The sequence below is a fragment of the Pseudomonas viridiflava genome, assembly GCF_900602065.1.
Classification (GTDB): Bacteria; Pseudomonadota; Gammaproteobacteria; order Pseudomonadales; family Pseudomonadaceae; genus Aquipseudomonas.
In genome coordinates, this window is the sequence record NZ_UWFN01000095.1 from 18,603 (window position 1) to 42,879 (window position 24,277).

The 24,277-nt window shown below is 56.9% G+C and carries 22 protein-coding genes; 7 read left to right on the forward strand and 15 right to left on the reverse strand.

Annotation, left to right across the window (positions count from 1 at the left end; translation table 11 throughout):
• Positions 1–188: 188 nt before the first annotated feature.
• Both EE949_RS02700 and EE949_RS02705 read left to right on the forward strand, forming a co-directional pair.
• Positions 189–1,340: an efflux RND transporter periplasmic adaptor subunit gene (locus EE949_RS02700; RefSeq protein ID WP_122662653.1), complete on the forward strand. Its 1,152-nt coding sequence runs from the start codon at positions 189–191 to the stop codon at positions 1,338–1,340.
• A gap of 13 nt (positions 1,341–1,353) precedes the next feature.
• Entirely contained in the window at positions 1,354–4,416 is a 3,063-nt protein-coding gene (locus EE949_RS02705; protein WP_122662656.1) for a multidrug efflux RND transporter permease subunit, read from the forward strand.
• A 63-nt stretch (positions 4,417–4,479) separates the two neighbouring features.
• Here EE949_RS02705 and EE949_RS29765 read toward each other — a convergent pair whose 3' ends face one another.
• The 10 genes from EE949_RS29765 to EE949_RS02760 all read right to left on the reverse strand — a co-directional run bounded on the left by EE949_RS29765 (position 4,480) and on the right by EE949_RS02760 (position 13,642).
• Positions 4,480–4,707 carry a hypothetical protein gene (locus tag EE949_RS29765; protein WP_122662658.1) on the reverse strand — a complete coding sequence of 76 codons (228 nt, stop codon included), beginning with the start codon at positions 4,705–4,707 and terminating at the stop codon, positions 4,480–4,482.
• Positions 4,707–5,423 (reverse strand): lipopolysaccharide kinase InaA family protein, encoded by a 717-nt coding sequence (locus EE949_RS02715; protein ID WP_122662660.1) that lies wholly within the window; start codon positions 5,421–5,423, stop codon positions 4,707–4,709. Before EE949_RS02715 ends, EE949_RS29765 begins: the two co-directional genes overlap by 1 nt.
• 4 nt (positions 5,424–5,427) lie before the next feature.
• Positions 5,428–6,108, reverse strand: coding sequence for a class I SAM-dependent methyltransferase (locus tag EE949_RS02720; RefSeq protein WP_122662662.1), 681 nt, complete (start codon positions 6,106–6,108; stop codon positions 5,428–5,430).
• Positions 6,109–6,323: 215 nt separating this feature from the next.
• Positions 6,324–7,604 (reverse strand): sensor histidine kinase, encoded by a 1,281-nt coding sequence (locus tag EE949_RS02725; RefSeq protein ID WP_122662664.1) that lies wholly within the window; start codon positions 7,602–7,604, stop codon positions 6,324–6,326.
• Positions 7,594–8,277 carry a two-component system response regulator ColR gene (colR, locus tag EE949_RS02730; protein ID WP_027900279.1) on the reverse strand — a complete coding sequence of 228 codons (684 nt, stop codon included), beginning with the start codon at positions 8,275–8,277 and terminating at the stop codon, positions 7,594–7,596. The genes EE949_RS02725 and colR overlap by 11 nt, the downstream gene beginning before the upstream one ends.
• Before the next feature lie 489 nt (positions 8,278–8,766).
• Positions 8,767–10,413: a chaperonin GroEL gene (gene groL, locus EE949_RS02740; protein WP_122662666.1), complete on the reverse strand. Its 1,647-nt coding sequence runs from the start codon at positions 10,411–10,413 to the stop codon at positions 8,767–8,769.
• A 51-nt stretch (positions 10,414–10,464) separates the two neighbouring features.
• Entirely contained in the window at positions 10,465–10,758 is a 294-nt protein-coding gene (locus EE949_RS02745) for a co-chaperone GroES (protein WP_020292988.1), read from the reverse strand.
• Between the two features lie 259 nt (positions 10,759–11,017).
• Positions 11,018–11,500: an FxsA family protein gene (locus EE949_RS02750; RefSeq protein ID WP_122662668.1), complete on the reverse strand. Its 483-nt coding sequence runs from the start codon at positions 11,498–11,500 to the stop codon at positions 11,018–11,020.
• Positions 11,501–11,566: 66 nt separating this feature from the next.
• Positions 11,567–12,298 carry a HugZ family protein gene (locus tag EE949_RS02755; RefSeq protein WP_122662670.1) on the reverse strand — a complete coding sequence of 244 codons (732 nt, stop codon included), beginning with the start codon at positions 12,296–12,298 and terminating at the stop codon, positions 11,567–11,569.
• Positions 12,299–12,634: 336 nt separating this feature from the next.
• A complete protein-coding gene (locus tag EE949_RS02760) occupies positions 12,635–13,642 on the reverse strand; it encodes a DUF481 domain-containing protein (RefSeq protein WP_122662672.1) in 1,008 nt (335 codons plus the stop codon).
• Between the two features lie 221 nt (positions 13,643–13,863).
• On the opposite strand from EE949_RS02760, the gene EE949_RS02765 reads away from it, so the two are divergent.
• Together EE949_RS02765 and EE949_RS02770 are read left to right on the forward strand one after the other, a co-directional pair.
• Complete coding sequence (locus tag EE949_RS02765; RefSeq protein ID WP_122663195.1) at positions 13,864–14,193, forward strand: MGMT family protein; 330 nt, start codon at positions 13,864–13,866, stop codon at positions 14,191–14,193.
• Positions 14,194–14,235: 42 nt separating this feature from the next.
• Entirely contained in the window at positions 14,236–15,792 is a 1,557-nt protein-coding gene (locus tag EE949_RS02770; protein WP_122662674.1) for an AmpG family muropeptide MFS transporter, read from the forward strand.
• A 104-nt stretch (positions 15,793–15,896) separates the two neighbouring features.
• Here EE949_RS02770 and EE949_RS02775 read toward each other — a convergent pair whose 3' ends face one another.
• Together EE949_RS02775 and EE949_RS02780 are read right to left on the reverse strand one after the other, a co-directional pair.
• The gene (locus tag EE949_RS02775; RefSeq protein ID WP_122662676.1) at positions 15,897–16,742 is read right to left on the reverse strand and encodes a mechanosensitive ion channel family protein; all 846 of its coding nucleotides are present in this window, start codon (positions 16,740–16,742) and stop codon (positions 15,897–15,899) included.
• A gap of 121 nt (positions 16,743–16,863) precedes the next feature.
• On the reverse strand, positions 16,864–17,349 hold the full coding sequence (locus EE949_RS02780) for a YajQ family cyclic di-GMP-binding protein (protein WP_122662678.1): 486 nt from the start codon (positions 17,347–17,349) through the stop codon (positions 16,864–16,866).
• A gap of 160 nt (positions 17,350–17,509) precedes the next feature.
• Here EE949_RS02780 and EE949_RS02785 point away from each other — a divergent pair, with 160 nt between their 5' ends.
• From EE949_RS02785 to EE949_RS02795, 3 genes are all read left to right on the forward strand, one after another.
• Positions 17,510–18,430: a putative 2-dehydropantoate 2-reductase gene (locus tag EE949_RS02785; protein ID WP_122662680.1), complete on the forward strand. Its 921-nt coding sequence runs from the start codon at positions 17,510–17,512 to the stop codon at positions 18,428–18,430.
• Between the two features lie 85 nt (positions 18,431–18,515).
• Positions 18,516–20,552 carry a sensor histidine kinase gene (locus tag EE949_RS02790; RefSeq protein ID WP_122663196.1) on the forward strand — a complete coding sequence of 679 codons (2,037 nt, stop codon included), beginning with the start codon at positions 18,516–18,518 and terminating at the stop codon, positions 20,550–20,552.
• A gap of 13 nt (positions 20,553–20,565) precedes the next feature.
• Complete coding sequence (locus tag EE949_RS02795) at positions 20,566–21,147, forward strand: cob(I)yrinic acid a,c-diamide adenosyltransferase (protein WP_122662682.1); 582 nt, start codon at positions 20,566–20,568, stop codon at positions 21,145–21,147.
• A gap of 137 nt (positions 21,148–21,284) precedes the next feature.
• Here EE949_RS02795 and EE949_RS02800 read toward each other — a convergent pair whose 3' ends face one another.
• From EE949_RS02800 to argJ, 3 genes are all read right to left on the reverse strand, one after another.
• Positions 21,285–22,229, reverse strand: coding sequence for a Nudix family hydrolase (locus tag EE949_RS02800; RefSeq protein ID WP_122662684.1), 945 nt, complete (start codon positions 22,227–22,229; stop codon positions 21,285–21,287).
• Positions 22,226–22,858 carry a glutathione S-transferase family protein gene (locus EE949_RS02805; protein ID WP_122662686.1) on the reverse strand — a complete coding sequence of 211 codons (633 nt, stop codon included), beginning with the start codon at positions 22,856–22,858 and terminating at the stop codon, positions 22,226–22,228. Before EE949_RS02805 ends, EE949_RS02800 begins: the two co-directional genes overlap by 4 nt.
• A 146-nt stretch (positions 22,859–23,004) precedes the next feature.
• Positions 23,005–24,222 carry a bifunctional glutamate N-acetyltransferase/amino-acid acetyltransferase ArgJ gene (argJ, locus tag EE949_RS02810; protein WP_122662688.1) on the reverse strand — a complete coding sequence of 406 codons (1,218 nt, stop codon included), beginning with the start codon at positions 24,220–24,222 and terminating at the stop codon, positions 23,005–23,007.
• Positions 24,223–24,277: the final 55 nt, after the last annotated feature.

Consider the following 24,277-nt stretch of genomic DNA (forward strand, 5'->3'; position numbering starts at 1 on the left):
GACACAACGCCATCGCAGCCTTCGGCAGCTCCTACAGGTCCTCTGCTAGCGACAGAGATTTCTCGGCTGTAGGAAAACTCAGCACACACTGAAAGCACGTCTTTTACTGTACCGGCCCGCACGCTCTCGCTGTAATATCCGGCAATGTCGCTCGCCGGGCTCACCCGGTTTTCTCCAAGGAAATGGATATGCTGCGTCGCCGGATGCTGATCATGCTCGGGGTTGTGTTGCTTGTAGTGCTGCTGCTTGCGGCCTACAAGGCGTTTTCTGTCTATCAGCAGATTCAACAGTTCACGGCCCCCAAACCACCTATCAGTGTCGCTGTTGCGACCGCCAGCGAACGGCCTTGGCAGAACCGTCTGCCCGCCATCGGCTCACTCAAGGCATTGCAGGGTGTGGACTTGAGTCTGGAGATCGCGGGGACGGTCAAGACCGTGCAGTTTGAGTCAGGGCAAAAAGTCCGTACCGGGCAACCTCTGTTGCAACTGGACAGCGACGTCGAAAAAGCCCTGCTGGGTACCGCTGAAGCTGATCTGGGACTGGCCCAAGTCGAGTACGGCCGCGGTAGCCGACTGGTAGGCGACCAGGCCATCTCCAAAGGCGATTTCGACAAGCTTGCAGCCCAGTTCAAAAAAGCCAGTGCCACCGTCGCCCAGCTCAACGCCTCATTGGCGAAGAAACGCATTCTGGCGCCCTTCAGCGGCACGATCGGTATTCGCCAGGTGGATGTGGGGGATTACCTCGCAAGCGGAACCGTGATTGCTACGTTGCAAGATTTGAGCAGCCTGTACGTGGACTTCAATGTGCCGGAACAGGCGCTGCCAAAACTGACAGTCGGGCAAACAGCACTGGTGAACGTAGCGGCCTACCCGAACCAGAGTTTCGAAGCCACGATCAGCGCGATCAATCCCAAGGTCGACGAGGCCACGCGCAACGTGCTGATTCGCGCCACCTTGCCCAATCCTCAGAGCACCTTGCTCCCCGGCATGTTCGCCAATCTGCAGGTGCTGTTGCCCGGGCCGAAAACTCAGGTGGTGATTCCCGAAAGCGCCATCACCTATACGCTTTATGGCAACTCGGTTTACGTCGTCGTGCCGAAGAAAAATTCCGAAGGTGCGCCCGAGAAGGACGCTAAAGGTGAGCAGCAGTTGATTGTGGATCGTCGTTTTGTCGAGACCGGCGAGCGTCGCGACGGACTGGTCATTATCAACAAGGGACTCAAGGCGGGTGAACAAGTGGTCAGCGGCGGGCAATTGAAACTGGATGCCGGTGCACACGTCGCCATCAGTGCAGATCAGACCCTGCAAGCCGAACAGAACAGCCAGCCACAGGTTGACTGATCAAGGAATACTCATGGCTTTTACAGATCCATTCATTCGTCGCCCAGTCCTCGCCACGGTCGTCAGCCTGCTGATCGTACTGCTGGGTTTTCAGGCCTTCAGCAAGCTAACCATTCGCCAGTATCCGCAGATGGAAAATGCCCTGATCACGGTCACCACGGCCTACCCCGGTGCCAACGCCGAAACCATCCAGGGCTACATCACTCAACCCTTGCAGCAAAGTCTGGCCAGCGCCGAGGGCATTGACTACATGACGTCGGTGAGTCGGCAGAATTTTTCGGTGATTTCCATCTACGCGCGGATCGGTGCCGACAGCGACCGGCTGTTCACTGAGTTGCTGGCCAAGGCCAACGAAGTAAAGAACAAATTACCTCAGGATTCTGAAGATCCGGTACTGAGCAAGGAAGCCGCCGATGCGTCGGCCCTGATGTACGTCAGTTTCTACAGCTCTGAACTGAGTAACCCGCAGATCACCGACTACCTGTCGCGTGTCATACAACCCAAGCTTGCAACGCTACCGGGCATGGCAGAAGCACAGATCCTTGGCAATCAAGTGTTCGCTATGCGGCTGTGGCTGGATCCGGTAAGGCTCGCAGGCTTTGGCCTGACCGCCGCTGACGTGACCAATGCCGTGCGCCGCTACAACTTTCTCGCCGCTGCCGGTGAAGTCAAAGGCGAGTATGTAGTCACCAGCATCAATGCGACCACTGAACTGAAATCCGCCCAGGACTTCGCAGCCATTCCGCTCAAGACCGCAGGCGACAGCCGGGTTTTGCTCGGTGATGTGGCGCGGGTGGAAATGGGCGCAGAAAACTACGACACCGTCAGCTCTTTCGACGGCACACCGTCGGTGTATATCGGGATCAAAGGCACACCCAGCTCCAACCCTCTGGATGTCATCAAAGAGGTACGGCGCATCATGCCGGAGCTGGAAGGTCAGCTGCCGCCCAACCTGAAGGTTTCCATCGCCTACGACGCAACGCTGTTCATTCAAGCTTCCATCAACGAGGTGGTTAAAACCCTGATCGAAGCAGTGCTGATCGTCATCGTCGTGGTGTTTCTGTTTCTCGGGGCTCTGCGCTCAGTGATGATCCCAGTCATCACTATTCCCCTGTCGATGATCGGTGTGCTGTTTTTCATGCAACTGATGGGCTACTCCATCAACTTGCTCACACTGCTGGCGATGGTGCTGGCAATCGGGCTGGTGGTGGACGACGCAATCGTCGTCGTCGAAAATATTCACCGGCACATCGAAGAGGGAAAAACGCCCTTCGATGCCGCTATAGAGGGTGCCAGGGAAATAGCCATGCCGGTGGTATCAATGACTGTCACCCTGGCAGCGGTTTATGCCCCTATCGGCTTTCTGGAAGGATTGACCGGCGCACTGTTCAAGGAGTTCGCTCTTACCCTGGCAGGCGCAGTGGTGATCTCGGGTGTAGTTGCCCTGACCCTTTCGCCCATGATGTGCGCCCTGCTCCTGCGTCGCGACGAGAACCCCAGTGGCCTTTCACACAAGCTCGATCAGGCATTCGAGAGGCTGAAGCGGCGTTACCAGCGGATGCTGCACGGCACCCTGGACACACGTCCGGTCGTACTGGTCTTCGCAGTTATTGTGCTCTGCCTGATTCCGGTGCTGCTCAAGTTCACTAAATCAGAGCTCGCTCCCGACGAGGATCAAGGCATCATTTTCATGATGGCGACGTCACCGCAGCCCACCAACCTGAACTACATCAACACCTATACCGACCAGTTCATCAAGATCTTCAAGGAGTTCCCCGAGTACTACTCCTCGTTCCAGATCAATGGATTCAATGGTGTGCAGACGGGCATAGGCGGTTTCCTGCTCAAACCATGGGACGAGCGCAACCGCACGCAGATGGAGATCCTCCCCGAGGTCCAGGCACGACTGGCAGACATCAGCGGTTTGCAGATTTTCGGCTTCAATCTGCCATCGCTCCCAGGCACCGGCGAAGGCCTGCCTTTCCAGTTCGTGGTTAATACCGCGAACGACTATGCGTCGTTATTGCAGGTCGTCGAACGAATCAAGGCGCGGGCAAACGAGTCTGGCAAATTTGCGTTCCTCGACATCGACCTTGCCTTCGACAAGCCCGAAGTTGTCGTCGACATCGACCGTGCAAAGGCTGCACAAATGGGCGTCTCCATGCAGGACCTCGGAGGCACCCTGGCTACCCTCCTGGGCGAACAGGAAATCAACCGGTTTACCATCGAAGGCCGTAGCTACAAGGTTATTGCTCAGGTCGAGCGTCCTTATCGTGACAACCCCGGCTGGCTCAACAACTATTACGTGAAGAGCAGCGATGGCCAGCTACTGGCCCTTTCGACGCTGATCAAGGTGACCGACCGGGCCCGCCCTCGGCAATTGAATCAGTTTCAGCAACTGAACTCGGCGATCATTCAGGGTTTCCCCATCGTCAGCATGGGCGAAGCCATCGAAACAGTCCGGCAGATCGCCAGTGAGGAAGCCCCGCCCGGTTATGCCTACGACTACGCAGGCGCGTCCAGGCAATACGTGCAGGAAGGCAGCGCCTTGTGGGTCACCTTTGCCATGGCACTGGCGATTATTTTTCTGGTGCTGGCCGCCCAGTTCGAAAGCTTCCGCGACCCACTGGTGATTCTGGTCACGGTTCCGCTGTCGATTTGCGGGGCTTTGATCCCGCTGTTCCTCGGCCTGTCGAGCATGAACATCTATACCCAGGTGGGGCTGGTGACGCTGATAGGCCTGATCAGCAAACACGGCATCCTGATCGTCGAGTTCGCCAATCAGCTACGTCGCGAGAAGGGCCTGTCGATTCGCGCAGCAGTTGAGGAAGCGGCGGCTATTCGTCTGCGTCCGGTCTTGATGACGACAGCCGCCATGGTCTTCGGCATGGTGCCACTGATCCTGGCAACCGGCGCCGGGGCTGTCAGCCGCTTTGATATCGGTATGGTCATCGCCACCGGGATGTCGGTCGGGACTTTATTCACCTTGTTCGTACTGCCTTGTGTTTACACCTTGCTCGCAGCACCTGATAAAGCGCCCGTGACCGGTCCTGAATCAGAACCCCATACGGGCTAACCCCGGACACAACAAGGCCCCAATCAAGGGGCCTTAAAGTCGATGTCGCGAAAGCTGTTAACGCTAACGCGCCGTTCCCGAGCCTTGAGCCAAGCCGAACATCAGGAGCAACAGATCATGACTTGGGCTTACCGCATCATGAGTTTTCGCTATCCGTGGTAACGGACAATGTCCTTCGCCATGCAACGCGCTCAAAACCTTTGTTCCAGGTTCAACCCAAGCGGCCATGGCGACGGAAGTGACCACCAGCGCACCTAGAATGAACAAACCTCGTGCCAGTTCTAGTTTCATTAGTCTAAACCCTTGATAGCGCTGCCAAACGCTGCCTCGTAAAAGTAGACCAACTTCTGCCAATCTGTTGATGAGAACGACGAGTGGCGGCGCAACTGTCTGAGGTCATGACGGGCGGCAGCGACGGGAGTCAAACGGCGTCGACACTTCTCCAGATCGAGCAACGCAATTTCAGCTTTGGCATCTGCACCTTCGCCGACGATGCGAACGAATACATGCTTGATATAAAGACAGCCGTGCTGCCAACGCCCCAAATGCATGCGTGCCAGATTGCTGGCCAGTTCCTGGAGCACTTGATCATGCAGGGCCTCGCCATACTGCTCCCGGCCACCCGCGGCATACCAGTTATCAAGTTCGACATAGCCATCAAGCGCAGCGGTGACCAGCAGGGCACGCCACTCCTTGCTTTGATCGCGCTGCGCCCCACAGAAAATCAGCTTGGGAACGTTGACATTAAGCTCGCTCAAGCCCTGGATGGCGTCGCGCTCACGCAACACAGTCGGTCGCCCAAACGGGTGCAGCCAGCTGCGATAGATATGCCCGACCTGCCGCTTGACGTAAATCAGGCGACCATTATCGTCAAGCACTCGTTGTACACCGCTTTCGCCACCACGGCGCTGGTTGGGTTCTTCAACCCATTCTCCGTGCTGCGTCCAGAAAAAATCAAAACGCTCATCCTTTGAAACCGTGGGCTCCACAGCAACTTGCACGCCCATCTTGTTACCTCTTGCGCAATAGGTACACACGCCACATGGCGTACGTCGGTAAAAAATCCAACCGCTCCTGAATACGAAATCCCGCCTGTTCAAACTCGGCCTCGACAGTAGCGGCCGGTAACACAAAGCGATTCTGGTAACTATCCTGCCCATTTTTCGCGATGCGCTGCTTGTCGAGACGCTTGCGTTTCCATGCTTTGAAATTGCCATCCACCCAGAGTGAAACAATCACACTGTCACGTGTAACACGCTGAAACTCCTTTAACAGAGCGAGGCGATGATCGGCTTGGCCGACGTGGTGCAGCAGCCGCATACAGAAAATGCTGTCCACGGCGTTATCAGGCAGGTCTATGTCGAATGCAGATGTCTGCAAGGGTTGTACCCGTTTCACCACTTCTGCTGGCTGAGCAGCACAAGCAGTCTTGAGCATGTCTGCCGAGTTGTCTGCACCGATGATCATCCGGTTCGATTTTTCTGCCAGCAATGGCCAGAAACGACCTGCGCCGCAGGGCAGATCAAGCACTAACCCGGGGTCCCCCGCACGATGCAAAGCAGTCCTTGCCAATTGCTCATCGCGCCAATGAGACAAGCGGCGGGACAGATTGTCCTTATGCTTTTGCAAATATTGTTGGGCATGGTCCTTGTCGTACTTGCGTGAGAACTCAAGTTCAATTCGCTTGCTCATGAGGGGCACCTTCTGATCTGGATGCCGGCCAAGATAGACAGCACGTTGTGATCTTCAGGTCATGCTTATGTGAAAAAAGCGTTGGAGGAATATCGAGATGTTTCCAGATACGTCAATGACTTAGCAGTCTTGATGATGAGTGATTCGCGGATGTGTCAGATTTGTCTCGAAATCGAAACACAGAGGTGTAGGACCGGTGAATATTTTATCTTCCGCTACTTCTTGAGCTTCACGCTAAAACGACAACCGTTAGGCTCCATCGGGCTTAAACTGACGCTCCAGCCCTGGTTCTCGCAGATCCGCTGGACGAGTGACAGGCCCAGGCCAAGACCTTCGCCGCGCTGTTCATTGCCCCGCACGAAAGGCTCGAACATGGCTTCTCGCTTCTCCTCCGGTATTCCGACACCGCTGTCCTCTACCAGAAATCCTTCCTGCTGCAATGTCAGAGTGATGAATCCCTGATCGGTGTAGTGCAAGGCATTGCGCAGTAGGTTGCCCATGACCGCGTGCAGGAAAGTCGAGTTATAGAGGATCCCGGAAGGCTCATTTGAGCCGATCGATCGAACAGTCAGTTGCAGCCCTTTGCTTTCGATAGGGTCACGCCAGAGTGCGATCAGGTCTTCAGCAACGCTCTCCAGTGACACCCTGGGGACCATGTTGGCGTCTTCACGTTGCGTGCGGGCCAACATGAGAAAGGTCTGCACGAGGTCACGCATCTCTTCGCAAGCCCTCGCAATCCGCTCGACCTGCGCCCTCGCCCGGGTATCAAGCGCCGGGTTGTCCAGCAGCAACTCGCAGGAGCTGGCCAGCACCATCAACGGGGTTCTTAGCTCATGGCTAACGTCGCTGGTGAACATACGCTCGCGAGTCAGCGCCTGACGCAGGCGCCCCAGTGTTGCGTCGAAAGCGACAGCCAGTTCGCCTACTTCGTCAGCGGCGTAATCAGGTGCCAACGGTGGCGCCAGCCCGAGTAGCTGATCGCGATGGCGTACCTGGCGGGCCAATCGAACAACAGGCGCCATGACCCGCCGAGCCAACACCCAACCCAGAAACACTGCCAGGCCTAAAGCAAGCACGAACCCCACCAGCACGACTGCGAACAGGACCCGCTCGCGCTCTTCAAAATCGCTCTGGTCCTGGAGTAATGCGTAGCGCCGACCATCTACCACTTCGACCATGGCGTGATAGGACAGCGGGCCGCGAAATACTTCATGGAAGCCGGGATCAAGATGCCTGAGGTCGCTGGGTATATCGAAATCGCCGGGGCCGCCGCTGAAATAGAAAAGCTGATCAGGCTCCGGACGGTGACTCCAGTCGCTGACACTGTCGAGCAATAGTAAACGGTGCAGGTCGCCGCCCAGGCCAGCTGAAATCAGTTTCTCTTCTACCAGGTGGACAGTCGCCACGATCCCCATGGCAAAGGAGCCTGCCACCAACGCGCTCATCAACGCGAAAGCGATGATGATGCGTTGAGCAAGGCTCTGCTTAAACTCCATCCCGGCCCTCGGCCAGGCGGTAACCGACACCGTGCACGGTTTGCAGCAGTGGTTTGTCAAAAGGCTTGTCGATGACCTGACGCAACTGGTGCACGTGGCTGCGCAGGCTGTCGCTGTCCGGGCAATCATCACCCCACAAGGCCTCTTCCAGTACTTCGCGACGCAGTACGTGCGGACTTTTCTGCATCAAAACGGCGAGCAGCTTGAGGCCGACCGGGTTGAGCTTGAGTAGACGACCTTCACGGGTTACTTCCAGCGTATCGAGGTCGTACACCAGTTCGGCGACTTGCAGGGTGCGTCGCCCGCCTCCCTGGGCGCGGCGCAATACTGCTTCGATGCGAGCCGCCAGCTCAGACAAGGCGAAGGGTTTGAGCAGGTAGTCGTCAGCGCCTGAGCGGAAGCCTTGCAGGCGATCGTCCAGTTGGTCACGAGCGGTCAGCATGATGACCGGGGTGTCGCGGCGCGCATCTTCACGAAGGCGTTTGCAGAGGGTGTAGCCATCGATGCCAGGCAGCATGATGTCGAGCACGATGAGGTCGTAATGTTCGGTTGCCGCCAGATGTAATCCGGAGAGGCCATCCTGTGCACAATCGACGGTATAGCCTTTCATGCCGAGATAATCGGCAAGGTTGGCCAGGATGTCCCGGTTGTCTTCTACAAGAAGAATTCGCATGTGCACGCCCTCCATCAGCAATAGGCTGGCGCAGCTTAAGGCCTATAGGGGGCAAGAGCCAGATAGGGTTAGGTATTTTTGTGATCGAGTGGCAGCAACAACATTCTCACTGCTGCTGAATTCTGGTTTCGCCCTGACGGTCGACCCCCTTTGTTTCGGCAAAGGGGGGAAACCATTTATCGCTGACGTGCGGCCCCCGCTTCGCGGAGGTACCTTCGACTCCGGTGCCGTGGTGTGGGCACGCGCCGACGGGCCATCCATGGCCCAACGGCGCTCGCTCGGCATCCATGCCGAGCGACCCACACCACAACACCTACGCTCAGCCTTCCGACGCTCGTTTAGTGGCGTACTTGATATTCGTTTATGGCGATACTTCGTTGAAGCAAAAGCAAAAGCAAAAGCAAAGTTTCGGCTGCACGCGCTAGCCATAAAAAAACCCCGCACAAGGCGGGGTTCTTTTATGGGGTACAGCTAAAGGGTGAAGCTGGCTTACATCATGCCGCCCATACCACCCATGCCGCCCATGTCTGGCATGCCGCCGCCAGCTGGTGCTTTGTCGTCCGGAGCGTCTGCGATCATGGCTTCGGTGGTGATCATCAGGCTGGCGATGGAGGACGCAGCCTGCAGAGCAGAACGAGTCACTTTAGCCGGGTCCAGGATGCCCATTTCGATCATGTCGCCGTATTCGCCGGTAGCAGCGTTGTAACCGAAGTTACCCGAACCCTGCTTGACCTTGTCGACTACAACGCTTGGCTCGTCACCGGAGTTGGCAACGATCTGGCGCAGTGGAGCTTCTACAGCGCGACGCAGCAGAGCGATACCGACGTTCTGATCGGCGTTGTCGCCTTTCAGTTCGGCGATTGCTTGCAGGGAGCGAACCAGCGCTACGCCACCGCCAGGTACCACGCCTTCTTCAACGGCTGCACGAGTAGCGTGCAGGGCGTCTTCAACGCGGGCTTTCTTCTCTTTCATTTCAACTTCGGAACCAGCGCCGACCTTGATTACCGCAACGCCGCCGGACAGCTTGGCCAGACGCTCTTGCAGTTTTTCTTTGTCGTAGTCCGAAGTGGTGTCACCGATCTGCTGACGAATCTGCGAGATGCGACCGTCGATGTCAGTGCGAACGCCAGCACCGTCGATGATGGTGGTGTTTTCTTTGTTCAGCACAACGCGCTTGGCATTACCCAGGTGTTCCAGGGTAGTGGTTTCCAGGCTCAGGCCGATTTCTTCGGAGATAACGGTACCGCCAGTAAGGACAGCGATGTCCTGCAGCATTGCCTTGCGACGGTCGCCGAAGCCTGGAGCCTTGACGGCTGCAACTTTGACGATGCCACGCATGTTGTTCACAACCAGAGTCGCCAGGGCTTCGCCTTCAACGTCTTCAGCAACGATCAACAGCGGACGGCCAGCTTTGGCCACTGCTTCCAGAACGGGCAGCATTTCGCGGATATTCGAGATTTTCTTGTCAACCAGCAGGATCAGCGGGCTGTCCAGCTCGGCAACCATGGTGTCCGGCTTGTTGATGAAGTACGGGGACAGGTAGCCACGGTCAAACTGCATGCCTTCAACAACGGACAGTTCGTTTTCCAGACCAGTGCCTTCTTCAACGGTGATAACGCCGTCTTTGGTCACTTTTTCCATGGCTTCAGCAATGATATCGCCGATGGAATTGTCGGAGTTCGCAGAGATAGTCCCTACCTGAGCGATAGCCTTGGTGTCGGTGCAAGGCTTGGACAGTTTTTTCAGTTCAGCAACGATGGCGATGGTCGCCTTGTCGATGCCGCGCTTGAGGTCCATCGGGTTCATGCCGGCAGCGACGGCTTTCAGGCCTTCGTTGACGATAGCCTGAGCCAGAACGGTTGCAGTGGTAGTACCGTCACCAGCGTCATCGTTTGCACGGGAAGCAACGTCTTTGACCAGCTGCGCGCCCATGTTTTCGAAACGGTCTTTCAGTTCGATTTCTTTGGCAACCGAAACGCCGTCTTTGGTGATCAGAGGAGCGCCGAAGCTCTTCTCGATGATGACGTTACGGCCTTTTGGGCCCAGGGTTGCTTTTACTGCGTCAGCCAGGACGTTGACACCGGCGAGCATTTTTTTACGGCCAGAATCGCCGAATTTAACTTCTTTAGCAGCCATGATCGATCTTCCTTAAATACTTTGAGTAGTAACGGAAACTAGTGGGGTGACTCAGGCTTCGACGACCGCGAGAATTTCGTTCTCGCTCATCACCAGCAGGTCTTCGCCATCTACTTTCACAGTGTTGCTGCCGGAGTACGGGCCAAACACCACTTTGTCACCCACTTTCACGGCCAGCGCACGTACTTCACCGTTGTCCAGCACACGGCCGGTACCAACAGCGAGGATCTCGCCACGGTTTGGCTTTTCAGCAGCCGAACCTGGCAGAACGATACCGCCAGCAGTTTTGGATTCTTCTTCGCTGCGACGGATTACGACGCGGTCATGCAGAGGACGAAGCTTCATTGTCGATCTCCTAATTATGGTTTTTGAGCGACCGGTGATCACACCAGTCGGTTAAAACATCCGGCGTTGCCGGTTACGGTTCGACGAGCGAACCGCAGAATACGGTCTGGCGAAATGGCCAGAAACCTTGCGGTGACCCATACATAAGGGCGGGCATGGTGATTACAAGGCCAGCCACTGAATTTTTTTGTTGAAAGTTACCGCGACACAAAACGCACGCGGCACCCTGAGGTGCCGCGCAGCGGGGCTATGGACGGGATTATTTGTCGCGATGCTCGAACTCGCCTTCGATCACATCCGGTTCGCGAGTCGGAGGGTGGATCGCCCCCGGACGGCCCGGATCGTTGCTCGCCGGCATGTCCTCTGCGAAAGCACGCTGGCGGATAGCCTGCTCTTCAGCACGTTTGCGCATGGTGTTGACCAGCACACGACGTGTAACAGGCAACAGGCAGATCACGCCAAGGATGTCACTGATAAAGCCCGGCAACAGAAGAAGCCCGCCACCGACGGCAATCATCAAACCCTCAAGCATCTGCTGGGCAGGCAACTCGCCACGCGACAGGCTTTCGCGCGCGCGCATGGCAGTAGCAAACCCGGCAACCCGGATAACGAACAGGCCCAACAGCGAAGTTGCGACCACCATCAGGAATGTCGGAAAGAAGCCGATCGACATGCCCACCCGTACCAGAACGAACAGCTCCAGTACCGGAAAAAGAAGGAACAGCAGTAGAAAAACACGCATCAATTGAATTCCTCAACGCAAGAATGCCTTGCAGTAGACCCTACGTGACGTCATCAAAGCGTGAATTCAAGCCTCCTGACTATCACGAGTGGGCCATTTTTCCGCGTGAGCCAGCTGAACCAAGGCTTCGCGGACTTGTTTCGGTGTATTACAGGGCTCACTGAAAGCCAGCCAGTATAGGCTCTGACCGATGCGCAGGTGCATGCCTTCGCTGTCGATACCTGCCAACTGTGCCGCTTCGCCTTGTGGCAGACCGGTGAGCTGTACGTAGTGGGCAATCGCGTTGGCATGGTCAGCATTCATGTGCTCGACCATGCTGGCTTCGGCGGAACCCGCAAACGGATTCGCCAGCTCAACATGATCCAGCCAGTGAATTGCACCGAAGCCGCCGATAAAGCGATAGCGCACCGGCACCAACACCCAGAAATCGAAATCATGGGCGGTGTGATAGCTCTGCGCTTCGGGGAAAAAACGGTAATAGCGCTGAGCCGCTCTTTCGATAGCGTCCGGCTCAACAAGCTTTTGGGCCTCCGCCATGACCGTCACGCGCCCGCTCGCCTGAACGTCGTCAGCCTTGCGCTCGCCCACCAACAGCGAGCATTTAGCGTCTTTGCCCAGGTTGTGGGTGTGCTGAGCAATGCGGCTGATCAGAATCAGCGGTCGTCCCTGGTCATCAAGGCAATACGGTACCGAAGAACCAAAAGGGAAACCCGGCATGGATTTGGAGTGCGTGGACAGCACGCCTCTGTATTCCTTGAGCAGCAGCTCCCGCGCCTGCTTGATGGCCTTAACACTCATCTGATGACTCCTCGTAACGAACCTGTCGACAATCGACGCACGTATAAATAAAGCTGAATAATAATCAGCTGTGATTGGGCACGTGCACAGGTTTGAAAGACAAGTTAATAATTATTACGATCAGCTTTTTTGCAGTTCTTGGGGGGGGAGTTGCGTGCCGAGGCTGGCGTTGACCGTGGAACCGAACTTATTCGCGAAAACTGTATTTTCAGGCGATACACAGGCTGTGGATTCACCAGCCCTTTCGCGAATGAATTCGCTCCCACGGGTTTGTGGCGCACCACACAATTTCTCTCCCGCCGAGCGGGAGATATCTGAAAACAGGCTTGCCAGCCGTTACCAGGTCACACCAAAACCGGCGGTGTAGCGGGTTTTATCCAGATCGCCATCGTCAGAGCCGCTGATGACGTTTTTCTCGGCTTTCAGGTTCAACGAAGCCCAGTCAGTGACTTTGTAACGCAGCCCGACTTCTGCATCGAGGGCGTAGTCAGCAACGTTGCTCAACGGCCTGCCTAGCTCACCGTTGGTAAAGAATTCAACTTTTTTACCGATCAGGAAGCGGTTGTAGTCCCACGTACCCGCCACGGAATAAAAGTTTTCCTTGTTCCCATTGGAGAACTCGTAATCAGTGCGGTTAAGCAGAGCGCCGAGCTTGAAAGCGCCCAACTCGTCATCCCAGAACTGGTAGCCAGGACCCGTACCCACAACACGCTGACGGCTCAGGTCTTCCACTTTGTCGCGCTTGTAGCTGATCCGGCCATCCCAGAAAAATTTCTCGGTCAGGAAGCGGTCGATGGAGTACTCGGCACTCCAGTTGTCGGTGCTGACCACATCGTCCTGAGTCTCGCGGTTGTAATCGCCTTTGGCGTTATGCCGCCATTGACCATGACGAGCCGAGGTCTTGAAGGCCAGGTTGTAGTCGTCGGTATCGTTCTCGGCCTTCTGGAAGTCCATTGCCAGATCGACGTTACCTTTCCATACCAGATCAGTGATGACCGGCTTGGGCTTGAGGATCTGCTGAATGCTGGCCAACTCGACGGTTTTCGGCGCTTCGCCATTGGTCAGCGTGACTTTGCCGTCATCCGACGCTTGCAGCGACTTCGCAATCTCACCCTGATACTGATCCTGCTTGACCATCAACTGCTGGTCACTCTCCAGGGTTTTGACCTGTTTCCAGTCCACAGGGATTGCGCCCCCATAGGAGGTCTCGATCAGCAGTTTGCCGCCGTCGAACAGCTTGATGGTACCGGTGATCTTGTCGCCGTTCTTCAACCAGACGGTGTCGGCGAGCAAAGGAGTGGCGGCGATGGAGGCAGCGAGGAACAGCAGAGTTCTGGTCAGCATAAGCAACTAGGAGGCTCAGTTAGCGGAAAATCGGGCATCATCTGTGAAGATGACGTCAAGGCAATCGAAGACCGCCGCGGACACAGAAAACACAGACCGTGGGATTTTTCTGTAGTTCAAAACCCGGACAGCCGCCCATCTATAAAAAAGCTATAAACAGGCCTATAAACAGGAGGGAAAGAGTGACCAGCGAGCAACGGCATTCCGCGGATCCGACGGGTATGGACGCGGCACAGGCCCGGCGTACAGCGCTGTACCTTACGCTCAATCAGGTACCGGAAGGGAAAGTTGTCACTTACGGGCAGCTAGCCGAACTGGCAGGCCTTGGCCGCGCTGCGCGCTGGGTCGGCCGGACACTGAGCCAGTTGCCGGACGGCAGCTCACTGCCGTGGCACCGCGTGATAGGTGCTGGTGGCAAGGTCAGTTTGCCAGTCGGGACGGCTTCAGGCGACGAACAGCGTGCCCGTTTACGCGCTGAAGGCATCCTTGTGGAGAACAATCGGGTAGATATCCGGCGTCATGGCTGGCGTCCGATAGAGCACTGCGGTTAGAGTGCGCCCTTTGTTTTCGTAACCTGAGGCAGACTCCAGCCCATGCCCCGTAAAACCTGGCGCGCCGCGCTCGCCGCATATGCCAGCCCCTCGACGTTAGTGCTGTTGTTGCTCGGATTCGCTGCGGGCATGCCCTACATGTTGGTGTTCTCTACTCTGTCGGTCTGGTTGCGTGAAGCCGGTGTCGCCCGTGAAACCATCGGCTATGCCAGCCTGATCGGGCTCGCCTACGCCTTTAAGTGGGTGTGGTCGCCGCTTCTCGACCAATGGCGCCTGCCGCTGCTGGGCAAGCTGGGTCGACGTCGCTCCTGGCTCGTGCTGTCGCAGAGTCTGGTAATTCTGGGCCTCATCGGCATGGGATTCTGCGATCCGCAGCAGCACTTGTCCTGGCTGATCGCGATCGCTGTTGTGGTGGCTTTTTCATCCGCCACGCAAGACATCGCTATCGATGCCTATCGCCTGGAAATTGCCAACGATACCCAGCAAGCAGCCCTCGCAGCCAGCTACATGTCTGGCTACCGCGTGGCTGCGCTGCTAGCCACGGCGGGCGCGCTGTATTTCGCTGAAGGCTTTGGCTCCACCGGTTTCGCCTACAAACACTCGGCATGGACAGGCACGTATGTGCTGTTCGGTCTGCTGATGCTGCCAGCCTTGATCACTACCCTGATCATGCGCGAGCCTCCCGTGGCGCTGCGCACCCAGCTGTCGGCGGCTCGCTATGGCTTCGCGCACCAACTGGCCTCTGTGTTCGTCTTGATCGTGCTGCTGGTGTCGGTCCCGGCCATGTTCACCCAGCTCTACAACACAGACTTCGCCAGCGTGCTGTTTCAGAACGCCAGCTGGACTGACTTGCTGATGGAAGACCGCGCCTTCCTGCGCGCCATTCTCTACATCGTACTGACGGTCGCGTGCCTGTCTTCAATGGGCCGACGCGGCCTGGCGCCGGTATTGACGCCCATCAACGACTTCATCCTGCGTTATCGCTGGCAAGCGTTCCTGTTGCTCGGGCTGATCGCAACCTATCGAATGTCAGACACGGTCATGGGCGTAATGGCCAACGTGTTTTACATCGATCAGGGCTTTACCAAGGATCAGATCGCCAGTGTCAGCAAGATCTTCGGCCTGATCATGACGCTGCTGGGCGCAGGTTTTGGCGGATTGCTGATCGTGCGCTTTGGCATCATGCCGATCCTTTTTATTGGTGGTCTGACGTCTGCAGCTACCAACCTGCTGTTCCTGATGCTGGCCGATATGGGGCCGAACCTGAAGATGCTGGTGCTGACCATTTCGCTGGACAATTTCAGCTCTGGATTGGCGACTTCAGCGTTCGTGGCGTATCTATCAAGCCTGACCAACCTCAAATTCTCGGCAACCCAATACGCGCTGCTCAGCTCGATCATGCTGCTGCTGCCGCGTTTGCTGGGAGGTTATTCGGGGGTCGTTGTGGAGAAATATGGCTATCACAACTTCTTCCTGATCACCGCACTGTTGGGTGTTCCGACGCTGATCATGATCATCTTGCAGTGGAGCAAGGAGATCCGCCAGGACAAGGCGGCTGAGGCGCTTGAGGCGGAGAAGCCCTCACAAGAACAACTTTAAGGCTGCAACGCTGAATCTGTAGGAGCTGCCGAAGGCTGCGATGGCGGCGTGTCAGCCAGAATGCTTTCGCAGCCTTCGGCAGCTCCTACAAAATCATAGGTTAATTACTGCGGTGCCGGAGAATCCTGAACCACGCGAATCACTCGCTGCGGGAACGGAATATCAATGTTGGCAGCACGCAAACGGTCGCGGGCTTCAGCATTGAAGCGGTTCGACACATCGCCAAAATCACCGGTCTTGACCCATACACGCAGCGAAACAGTGATCGAGCTATCACCCAGCGCAGCCACCACGGCCTGCGGCGCAGGGTCCTGCAAGACCCGAGGATCGTCTGCCATGTCCATCAGGACCTGCAACGCCTGCTTCAGGTCAGCCTCGTAATCAACGCCCACATCAAAGGTGATCTTGCGGGTCGGCTGACGATTGGTGTTGGTGATAATCCCGTTGGACAGGTTGCCGTTCGGCAAGATGACCGTCTTGTTATCACCGGTCCGCACCACCGTATGGAAAATCTGGATACTGTCGACCGTACCCGCAATGCCTTGGGCTTCGATCCAGTCGCCGATACGGAATGGGCGGAAAAGCAGAATCAGCACGCCACCTGCGAAGTTCGCCAGGCTGCCTTGCAAGGCCAGACCGATGGCCAGACCCGCAGCACCGATAGCGGCGACAAACGAGGTAGTTTCCACGCCAATCATCGACGCAACACTGACGATCAGCAGAATCTTCAGAATGATGTTGGCCAGACTGCTGATAAAGCCCTGCAATGCCAGGTCAGCATTGCGCAGCGCCAATAGCGCGCCCACTTTGGTGGTCAGGCGGTTGATCAGCCACCAACCGATGGTCAGGGTAACCAGGGCCAACAGCACGCGGCTGCCGTATTCCATGATCATTGGAATCCAGGCCTGAGAGGCCTTTACCAGATGATCCACTTCGGCATTCAAATCCATCTTTATCTCCTTGCGATTCGCGAAACTGGCGGCTGAACCATCGGATCTGGTCCGATGCGTTCAACCGCTTGCACTGGCCCGCGTTCGGGGATAAGAGGTTCCCCACGCTCAGGCCGGGTGATCAGTCACGGAAGTTATTGAACTGCAGTGGCATACCAAATTCATTGGCACGCAATACGGCCATGGCTTCTTGCAGGTCATCACGCTTTTTGCCCGTGACGCGTACCTGCTCACCTTGAATGGCAGCCTGAACCTTGAGCTTGGCGTCCTTGATGTGCGCGACGATTTTCTTCGCCAGCTCTTTGTCGATGCCTTCTTTGAGCACAGCGTCCTGCTTCATCAACTTGCCGGACGCAAACGCGTCTTTGACCTCAAGGCATTTGACGTCGATCTTGCGTTTGACCAGGCATAGCTTGAGGATTTCGATCATCGCTTCAAGTTGGAACTCAGCCTCGGCAGTCAGGTTGACCGTCAGGTCCTTTTCCTTGAACTCGAACTCACCTTTGCCTTTCAAGTCGTAGCGACGGTCCAGCTCTTTGATAGCGTTGTCGACGGCATTAGTGACTTCGTGTTTATCCAGTTCGGACACTACGTCGAACGAGGGCATGTCATTTCTCCAATGGATGGCGTGTCGGAACGCCTGTCTTTGATGTGAATAAAACCCGGTTATTATAACGAGACTTTTCCCGCGTTCACTGCGAGCCTTCCATGTCGACAGCCGTTTTCTCGCTCCTGCACAGTTTTCTTCGCCTCGCAGTGACTTGCTGATGAGCGTCGTCTGGCATGTACTGGGTGCCGGAAGTCTGGGTAGCCTGTGGGCAGCGCGCCTGGCGAGGGCCGGTTTGCCAGTGCGCCTGCTAATGCGTAATGCCACGCGTCTGGCAGATTACGAGGCCAATGGCGCCACCTTGACGCTGGTAGAGCAAGGTGTCGAAAGTCGCCTGGCGATCAGCGCACAGCTCCTCGACAGTGCAGAACCCATCCAACGGCTGTTGCTGGCATGCAAGGCTTACGATGCCGAGCAGGCAGTCGCTGCTCTGGCGCAGCGGCTGGCACCTGACGCGGAAATCCTCCTGCTGCAAAACGGTTTGGGCAGTCAGGACGCGGTGGCCGCAAAGGTCCCGAAAGCCCGTTGTATCTGCGCATCCAGTACAGAAGGTGCGTTTCGCGAACGCGACTGGCGCGTGGTATTTGCCGGGCATGGTTACAACTGGCTGGGTGACCCTGCTGATCCCAGCCCTCCCGCATGGCTCAGTGAGCTGCAACAGGCTGGCATTCCCCATGAATGGACGCCGGATATTCTTACCCGGCTATGGCGCAAGCTGGCCCTGAACTGCGCGATCAATCCACTGACAGTACTTTACGACTGCCGCAACGGCGAGTTGACGCAACATCACTGTGAAGTGGCGACGCTGTGCGAGGAGTTAAGCCAACTGCTCCAGTGCTGCGGCCAACCCGAAGCTGCCGTGGATTTGCATCGTGATGTGCAACGAGTCATTCAGGCAACAGCAGCCAATTACTCATCAATGCATCAGGATGTCGTGCAACGACGCCGCACAGAAATCAGCTATTTGTTAGGTTACGCCTGCGCAGCGGCTGATCGGCATCACTGTTCTGTTCCACATTTGCAACAGCTCAAAAACAGACTGGTTCAGCACCTGACAATAAACGGCCTGCCCATCGATTAGGCTTCAGGCAAAGGCTCGCCCGGTTTGCTCAAGGGCCAGAGTGCGCGCTACCCTGAACATTCCTCATCCGTATGTGATTCGTCTCATGCCATTGCGCCAACGCCTGGAAAACCTGCCGGTCGGCCAGAAGCTACTGGCAGCCCTGCTGGTCTTGCTGACCACCGTCCTGCTGGTCGCCAATCTGACATTCATCGGTGCCGCCTATTACATCTCCCAGGAGGCCATGGCCCCTCAGGCACTGCAGACCATTGGCCGCCTGATCAGCAATCCGAACCTTGCCGAACAGGCGCTCAACTCTTCGACGAATGCCGAATCGTTGCTCAAGGAGTTGAAAAACTACGGCCCGTTGCGTGCTGCTGCGCTTTACGACACGAACGGAGAGCGCCTCGGCCAATTACAGCAGGGCGAAAAGCTCAAATTGCCCGAGCGCTTCAACGAGATCGAAGGCTGGCGCATCACAGAGTTTCGTAACACTCAATTGATCCCGGTACCAAAAGCCGGGCAGGCTCCGGGCCACCTGCTGCTGGTAGCCAGTAGCGAATTACCCACCGCGTTCTACACCGGCACCCTGACTGCCAGCCTCGGCATTCTGGTCTTCAGCGTATTGCTCTGGCTGGTCATTGCCCGACAGATTCGCCGGTTGATTACCGAACCCATTTATCAACTGGAAGAGCTGTCACGCCAGGTCACCCACGAAGAGAGTTATGCGTTGCGCGCCGCGCCGGGCAACAAGGATGAAATCGGCAGTCTCGCTGAAGCTTTCAACACCATGCTGTCGCGTATCGAGGCGCGGGAGCAGCAACTCAAACGAGCCCGGGATGACTCTCAGGAAGCATACGATCAGGCTCAAGGGCTGGCCGAAGAAACCCGGAACACCAACCGCAAGCTAGAGCTTGAGGTCAAGGTGCGTAGCAAGATCGAGAAGAAGCTCACCGGTTTCCAGAACTACCTGAACAGCATCATCGACTCGATGCCCTCGGCACTGATCGCGCTTGATGAGCAGCTGTACGTGACCCAGTGGAATCAGGAAGCCAGCGCACTGTCCGGGACACCGCTGGATGAGGCACTCAATCAGCCGATCTTCCTCGCCTTCCCGCCGATGAAAACTTTTCTGCCGCAGCTTAAACAGACGGTCGAGAATCACAGCGTCACCAAGATTGAACGGGTGACCTGGATCAAGGATGAGGAACGCCGCCATTACGCGCTGACCTTCTATCCGTTGACCGGCGGCGCAGGCCAGGGCGTGGTGATCCGGGTGGACGACATCACCCAGCGTTTGTCGCTGGAAGAAATGATGGTGCAATCCGAGAAGATGCTTTCTGTCGGAGGACTCGCCGCAGGGATGGCCCATGAGATCAATAATCCGCTGGGCGCCATTCTGCATAACGTCCAGAACATCCGGCGGCGCCTGTCAGTCGACTTGCAGAAAAATATCGAGCAGGCCGAAGCTGAAGGCATCGAACTGGAAACAGTTAATCGCTATCTGGTCAGCCGGGAAGTACCGCAGCTACTCGACGGGATCCAGCAGGCCGGTGCTCGCGCAGCAAAAATCGTTAGCCATATGCTCAGTTTCAGTCGCCTCAGCACGCGGCAGATGGCGCCTTGCGACCTTCCTGCATTGATCGATCAAGCCGTAGAGATCGCCAGCAATGACTTTGACCTGACGATCGGTTTCGACTTCAAGGGCCAAGCCATCATTCGCCAGTTCGACCCGGAACTGGGTCCGGTACCGGGGACAGCCAACGAGCTGGAGCAGGTTTTGCTGAATCTGCTCAAGAACGCCGCGCAGGCCATTCATCAGCGCCCCGAAGAGGCCGAGCCGGGGCGAATCATCCTGCGTACAAAACTCAATCCCCCCTGGGCTGAGATTCAGGTCGAAGATAACGGTATTGGTATGTCTGAACAGGTGCGCAAGCGCACGTTCGAACCGTTCTTCACCACCAAGGAAATCGGTCAGGGCACCGGGCTTGGCCTGTCGGTTTCGTATTTCATTATCACCAACAATCACAAAGGCCAGATGGAGGTGCACTCTTCTGTCGGCCAGGGCACCTGCTTCACCTTGCGCCTGCCCTTGGCAGGTAGCCAGGTGATCGTGCCTGAAGCGGTCATTTCGCCGCCATAACGGAGCATTGAGAATGGGCTTTCGCTTGTCGAAAATTTACACACGCACGGGTGACACCGGCGAAACCGGCCTGGGTGATGGCCGACGCGTGCCGAAGGATCATCCTCGTGTCGAGGCTATCGGCGAAGTCGATACGCTGAACAGCCAGTTGGGATTACTCCTCGCCGGGCTTGCCGAGCAATTGGCGCAAACGCCTGCTCTTGCTGAGGTAATCGACGTGCTCGCACCGTGTCAGCATCGGCTGTTCGACCTGGGTGGCGAGCTGGCGATGCCGGTTTATCAGGCACTCGATCAGGCAGAAGTTGATCGCCTGGAAACGGCGATTGATCTGTGGAATGAAGAGTTGGGCCCACTGGAGAATTTCATTCTGCCCGGTGGTTCGGCGCTGATTGCCCAAGCCCATGTCTGCCGCAGCCTTGCCCGCGGCGCCGAGCGCCGTTGTCAGCACCTGAACGCTGTAGAACCTTTGGCCGGGGTTGGGCTGGCGTATATCAATCGGCTGTCGGACCTGCTGTTTGTCGCGGCGCGATTGATTGCCAAGCGGCAGGGTATTGCAGAGATATTGTGGGAAGCGGCGAAGAAGCCTCAGGATTGAAGCAAAATGCGATTACTGTGGGAGCGAATTCATTCGCGAAGGGGCCGGTACATCCGCAGCTTATGTATCGCTTCAATACTGCCTTCCCGAATGAATTCGGTCTCACAGGATGATTGCAGCACCTGTTGGAGCCAAGGTCACTCCCCTGGCCAGAACGCTCTGATTCCGGCCACGCCTTGTGCGCCGCTCTCCCAGGCTTTTTGCTGTTCAGCAGGGCCAACACCGCCGAGCAGATATACCGGCTTACTAAAGCCTGCAATCAGCTCCTGAGCCTGCTCCCAGCCCAGCGGCTGAGCGTCAGGGTGAGTCTGAGTGGGCTGGACCGGTGACAAGGTCACGAAGTCGACGTCCATCAGCTCGGCCAAGGCCAGCTCTTCAGCATTGTGGCAAGAGGCAGCCAGCCAGCGATCCTTGGGAAACGGACGCCCATTCGGGGCCAGTTTGCGCAGTTGTGCCGACGTCAGGTGCCAACCCGCAGCGGGAAAGTCGCCCAGCCACTCCAGCGGCCCCTTGAGCATCAGCTGCGCCTTGCCGGCACACAAACCCACGGCGTCCACTGCAAGATCGCGGTACTGAGGGTCATAGCCGTTCGGCGCACGTAGCTGGACCAGCTTGATACCGCCAGCAATCGCCTTTTGCATGCCGCGAAGCAACTGCGGAGTTTCCAATTCACCAGGGGTAATCAGGTATTCGCCGGGCAGACGCGCCGCCGCAACAATAGGCTGGTTGGCAGCCGGGAACTCATAATTCGCCAGTTCTCGATTGGACACCCAGGCCAACGGCTGCCCTTCGACGCCGTGAGGTTCACCGGTAAACGCTGATACCTCCCAGACATCCAGCAACACTTGCTTGTCAGGGTAGTCGTGCTGAATCTTGATCAACGGCCTGGCCTGGGTGACGACGATGTTCAGTTCTTCCTGTAGTTCACGAGCAAGCGCTGCCTCGACGGCCTCTCCGGGTTCGACCTTGCCGCCGGGAAACTCCCACAAACCGCCCTGGTGCTGAGTGTCGGCACGCCGGGCGATAAGGATCCTGCCGTCAACGCCGCGAATGACCGCTGCTGCTACATGAATACGTTTCACCCTTCGACTTCCTCTAAAGCAGCCTTCTGCCAACGCTGGAACAACGGCCATTGGTAGATGGTTTCGATGTACGCCAGCGCCTCGGCTGGCAGTTCGACCCGATAAGTGCGCAGTCGGATCACTACGGGGGCGAAGTATGCGTCAGCAGCGCTGACCTTGCCGAACAGAAACGGACCGTCTTCAGTCGCCGCCGCACGGCATTCAGCCCACAGTTTGACGATACGCTCGATATCACCTTGAGCTTCCACCGAGATAACTTCCAGCGCCGCATCACGATGCAAGTCCATCGGCAGATTGGAGCGTAGGCCGGTAAAGCCGCTGTGCATTTGCGCGCAAGCTGAACGCGCCTGAGCACGAGCGGCTATATCGCTCGGCCACAGTCCAGCTTCGGGGAATTGGTCAGCGAGGTATTCAATGATTGCCAGCGAATCGGCAATCGTGCCGTGTTCGGTTTTCAGCAGCGGGACCTTACCGGTCGGAGAGTGCTCAAGAATTAGCTGGCGGGTGTTGTTCTGATTCAGGCGAATCAGTTGTTCGGTATACGCCGCACCGGTCATGTACAGCGCCAGTGCAGGCCGCAGAGACCAGGAGGAGTAGCGTTTGTCGCCGATGATCAGGTGCAGGGTCATGAGGAGTTCTCCAGATAGAGCGAGCTGATCACTTCCCTGCAGGAGCGGATTATCCGCGAAGAGGCCGGTACATTCGATAAATATTCAGCGTGTCGAATGCCAGCTTCGCGAATGAATTCGCTCCTACAGGTCCGGTTTCCGTCAGATCAGGTGCGGTATTCCGCATTGATCTTCACGTACTCATGGGACAGGTCGGTGGTCCAGATGGTCTCGCTGCAATCACCGCGGCCCAGTTCTATGCGAATGGTGATTTCAGCTTCAGCCATTACCGCCGAGCCTTGCTCTTCAGTGTAGGTAGTCGCGCGGCAGCCCTTGCTGGCGATGCAGACGGAACCGAGGAAAACGTCGATCTTGCTCACGTCCAGATCCGGTACGCCAGCACGGCCTACAGCTGCCAGGATGCGACCCCAGTTCGGGTCGGAGGCAAACAGCGCGGTTTTGATCAATGGCGAGTGAGCCACTGCATAGCCGACGTCCAGACATTCCTGATGACTGCCACCGCCGTTGACTTCAACGGTCACGAACTTGGTCGCGCCTTCGCCGTCGCGCACGATAGCCTGAGCCACCTCCATGCACACGTCAAATACGGCTGATTTCAACGCATCGAACAGAGGACCTTTGGCTTCGGTCACTTCCGGCAGATTGGCCTGACCGGTTGCGATCAGCATGCAGCAGTCGTTTGTCGAGGTGTCGCCATCAATAGTGATGCGGTTGAACGACTTGTTGGCGCCGTCACGAATCAGGTCCTGCAGGACACTTTGTGAAACTTTAGCGTCGGTAGCGATATAGCCCAGCATGGTCGCCATGTTCGGGCGAATCATGCCCGCGCCTTTACTGATGCCAGTCACAGTGACGGTCACGCCGTCGATCTGGAACTGACGGCTCGCGCCTTTTGGCAACGTGTCGGTGGTCATGATGCCAGTTGCCGCAGCAGCCCAGTTATCCACAGACAAGTCATCCAGGGCGGCTTGCAACGCGCCCTCGATCTTTTCCACAGGCAGCGGCTCGCCAATCACACCTGTCGAGTACGGCAGCACGGCATTGGCGTCGACGCCGGTCAGCTCGGCGAGTTTGGCGCAAGTGCGCGCAGCATTGGCCAGACCAGGCTCGCCGGTGCCGGCATTGGCGTTACCGGTATTGGTCAGCAAATAACGGACAGGGCCGTTTACACGCTGCTTTGCGAGGATCACCGGTGCCGCGCAGAACGCGTTTAGGGTGAAAACACCGGCGACACTGGAGCCTTCTGCGCAGCGCATGACCACAACGTCCTTGCGGCCCGGGCGTTTGATGCCGGCAGATGAAATGCCCAGTTCAAAACCTGGAACCGGGTGCAGTGTCGGCAAAGGACCAAGACCAACAGCCATGAGGTGCGCTCCTTGAAAGATATCTGTGCCGCCCGCATCGGTACGGCAATCGATT

What these genes read in the sequence shown, in the direction of transcription:
- EE949_RS02795 (WP_122662682.1), top strand. Translation starts at nt 20,566, where the DNA reads ATGGGCTTTCGCTTGTCGAAAATTTACACACGCACGGGTGACACCGGC.
- EE949_RS29765 (WP_122662658.1), bottom strand. Translation starts at nt 4,707, where the DNA reads ATGAAACTAGAACTGGCACGAGGTTTGTTCATTCTAGGTGCGCTGGTG.
- EE949_RS02765 (WP_122663195.1), top strand. Translation starts at nt 13,864, where the DNA reads ATGGACGCGGCACAGGCCCGGCGTACAGCGCTGTACCTTACGCTCAAT.
- groL (WP_122662666.1), bottom strand. Translation starts at nt 10,413, where the DNA reads ATGGCTGCTAAAGAAGTTAAATTCGGCGATTCTGGCCGTAAAAAAATG.
- EE949_RS02750 (WP_122662668.1), bottom strand. Translation starts at nt 11,500, where the DNA reads ATGCGTGTTTTTCTACTGCTGTTCCTTCTTTTTCCGGTACTGGAGCTG.
- EE949_RS02775 (WP_122662676.1), bottom strand. Translation starts at nt 16,742, where the DNA reads ATGGATTTGAATGCCGAAGTGGATCATCTGGTAAAGGCCTCTCAGGCC.
- EE949_RS02700 (WP_122662653.1), top strand. Translation starts at nt 189, where the DNA reads ATGCTGCGTCGCCGGATGCTGATCATGCTCGGGGTTGTGTTGCTTGTA.
- EE949_RS02760 (WP_122662672.1), bottom strand. Translation starts at nt 13,642, where the DNA reads ATGCTGACCAGAACTCTGCTGTTCCTCGCTGCCTCCATCGCCGCCACT.
- EE949_RS02780 (WP_122662678.1), bottom strand. Translation starts at nt 17,349, where the DNA reads ATGCCCTCGTTCGACGTAGTGTCCGAACTGGATAAACACGAAGTCACT.
- EE949_RS02755 (WP_122662670.1), bottom strand. Translation starts at nt 12,298, where the DNA reads ATGAGTGTTAAGGCCATCAAGCAGGCGCGGGAGCTGCTGCTCAAGGAA.
- argJ (WP_122662688.1), bottom strand. Translation starts at nt 24,222, where the DNA reads ATGGCTGTTGGTCTTGGTCCTTTGCCGACACTGCACCCGGTTCCAGGT.
- EE949_RS02805 (WP_122662686.1), bottom strand. Translation starts at nt 22,858, where the DNA reads ATGACCCTGCACCTGATCATCGGCGACAAACGCTACTCCTCCTGGTCT.
- EE949_RS02745 (WP_020292988.1), bottom strand. Translation starts at nt 10,758, where the DNA reads ATGAAGCTTCGTCCTCTGCATGACCGCGTCGTAATCCGTCGCAGCGAA.
- EE949_RS02725 (WP_122662664.1), bottom strand. Translation starts at nt 7,604, where the DNA reads ATGGAGTTTAAGCAGAGCCTTGCTCAACGCATCATCATCGCTTTCGCG.
- colR (WP_027900279.1), bottom strand. Translation starts at nt 8,277, where the DNA reads ATGCGAATTCTTCTTGTAGAAGACAACCGGGACATCCTGGCCAACCTT.
- EE949_RS02715 (WP_122662660.1), bottom strand. Translation starts at nt 5,423, where the DNA reads ATGGGCGTGCAAGTTGCTGTGGAGCCCACGGTTTCAAAGGATGAGCGT.
- EE949_RS02705 (WP_122662656.1), top strand. Translation starts at nt 1,354, where the DNA reads ATGGCTTTTACAGATCCATTCATTCGTCGCCCAGTCCTCGCCACGGTC.
- EE949_RS02790 (WP_122663196.1), top strand. Translation starts at nt 18,516, where the DNA reads ATGCCATTGCGCCAACGCCTGGAAAACCTGCCGGTCGGCCAGAAGCTA.
- EE949_RS02770 (WP_122662674.1), top strand. Translation starts at nt 14,236, where the DNA reads ATGCCCCGTAAAACCTGGCGCGCCGCGCTCGCCGCATATGCCAGCCCC.
- EE949_RS02720 (WP_122662662.1), bottom strand. Translation starts at nt 6,108, where the DNA reads ATGAGCAAGCGAATTGAACTTGAGTTCTCACGCAAGTACGACAAGGAC.
- EE949_RS02785 (WP_122662680.1), top strand. Translation starts at nt 17,510, where the DNA reads ATGAGCGTCGTCTGGCATGTACTGGGTGCCGGAAGTCTGGGTAGCCTG.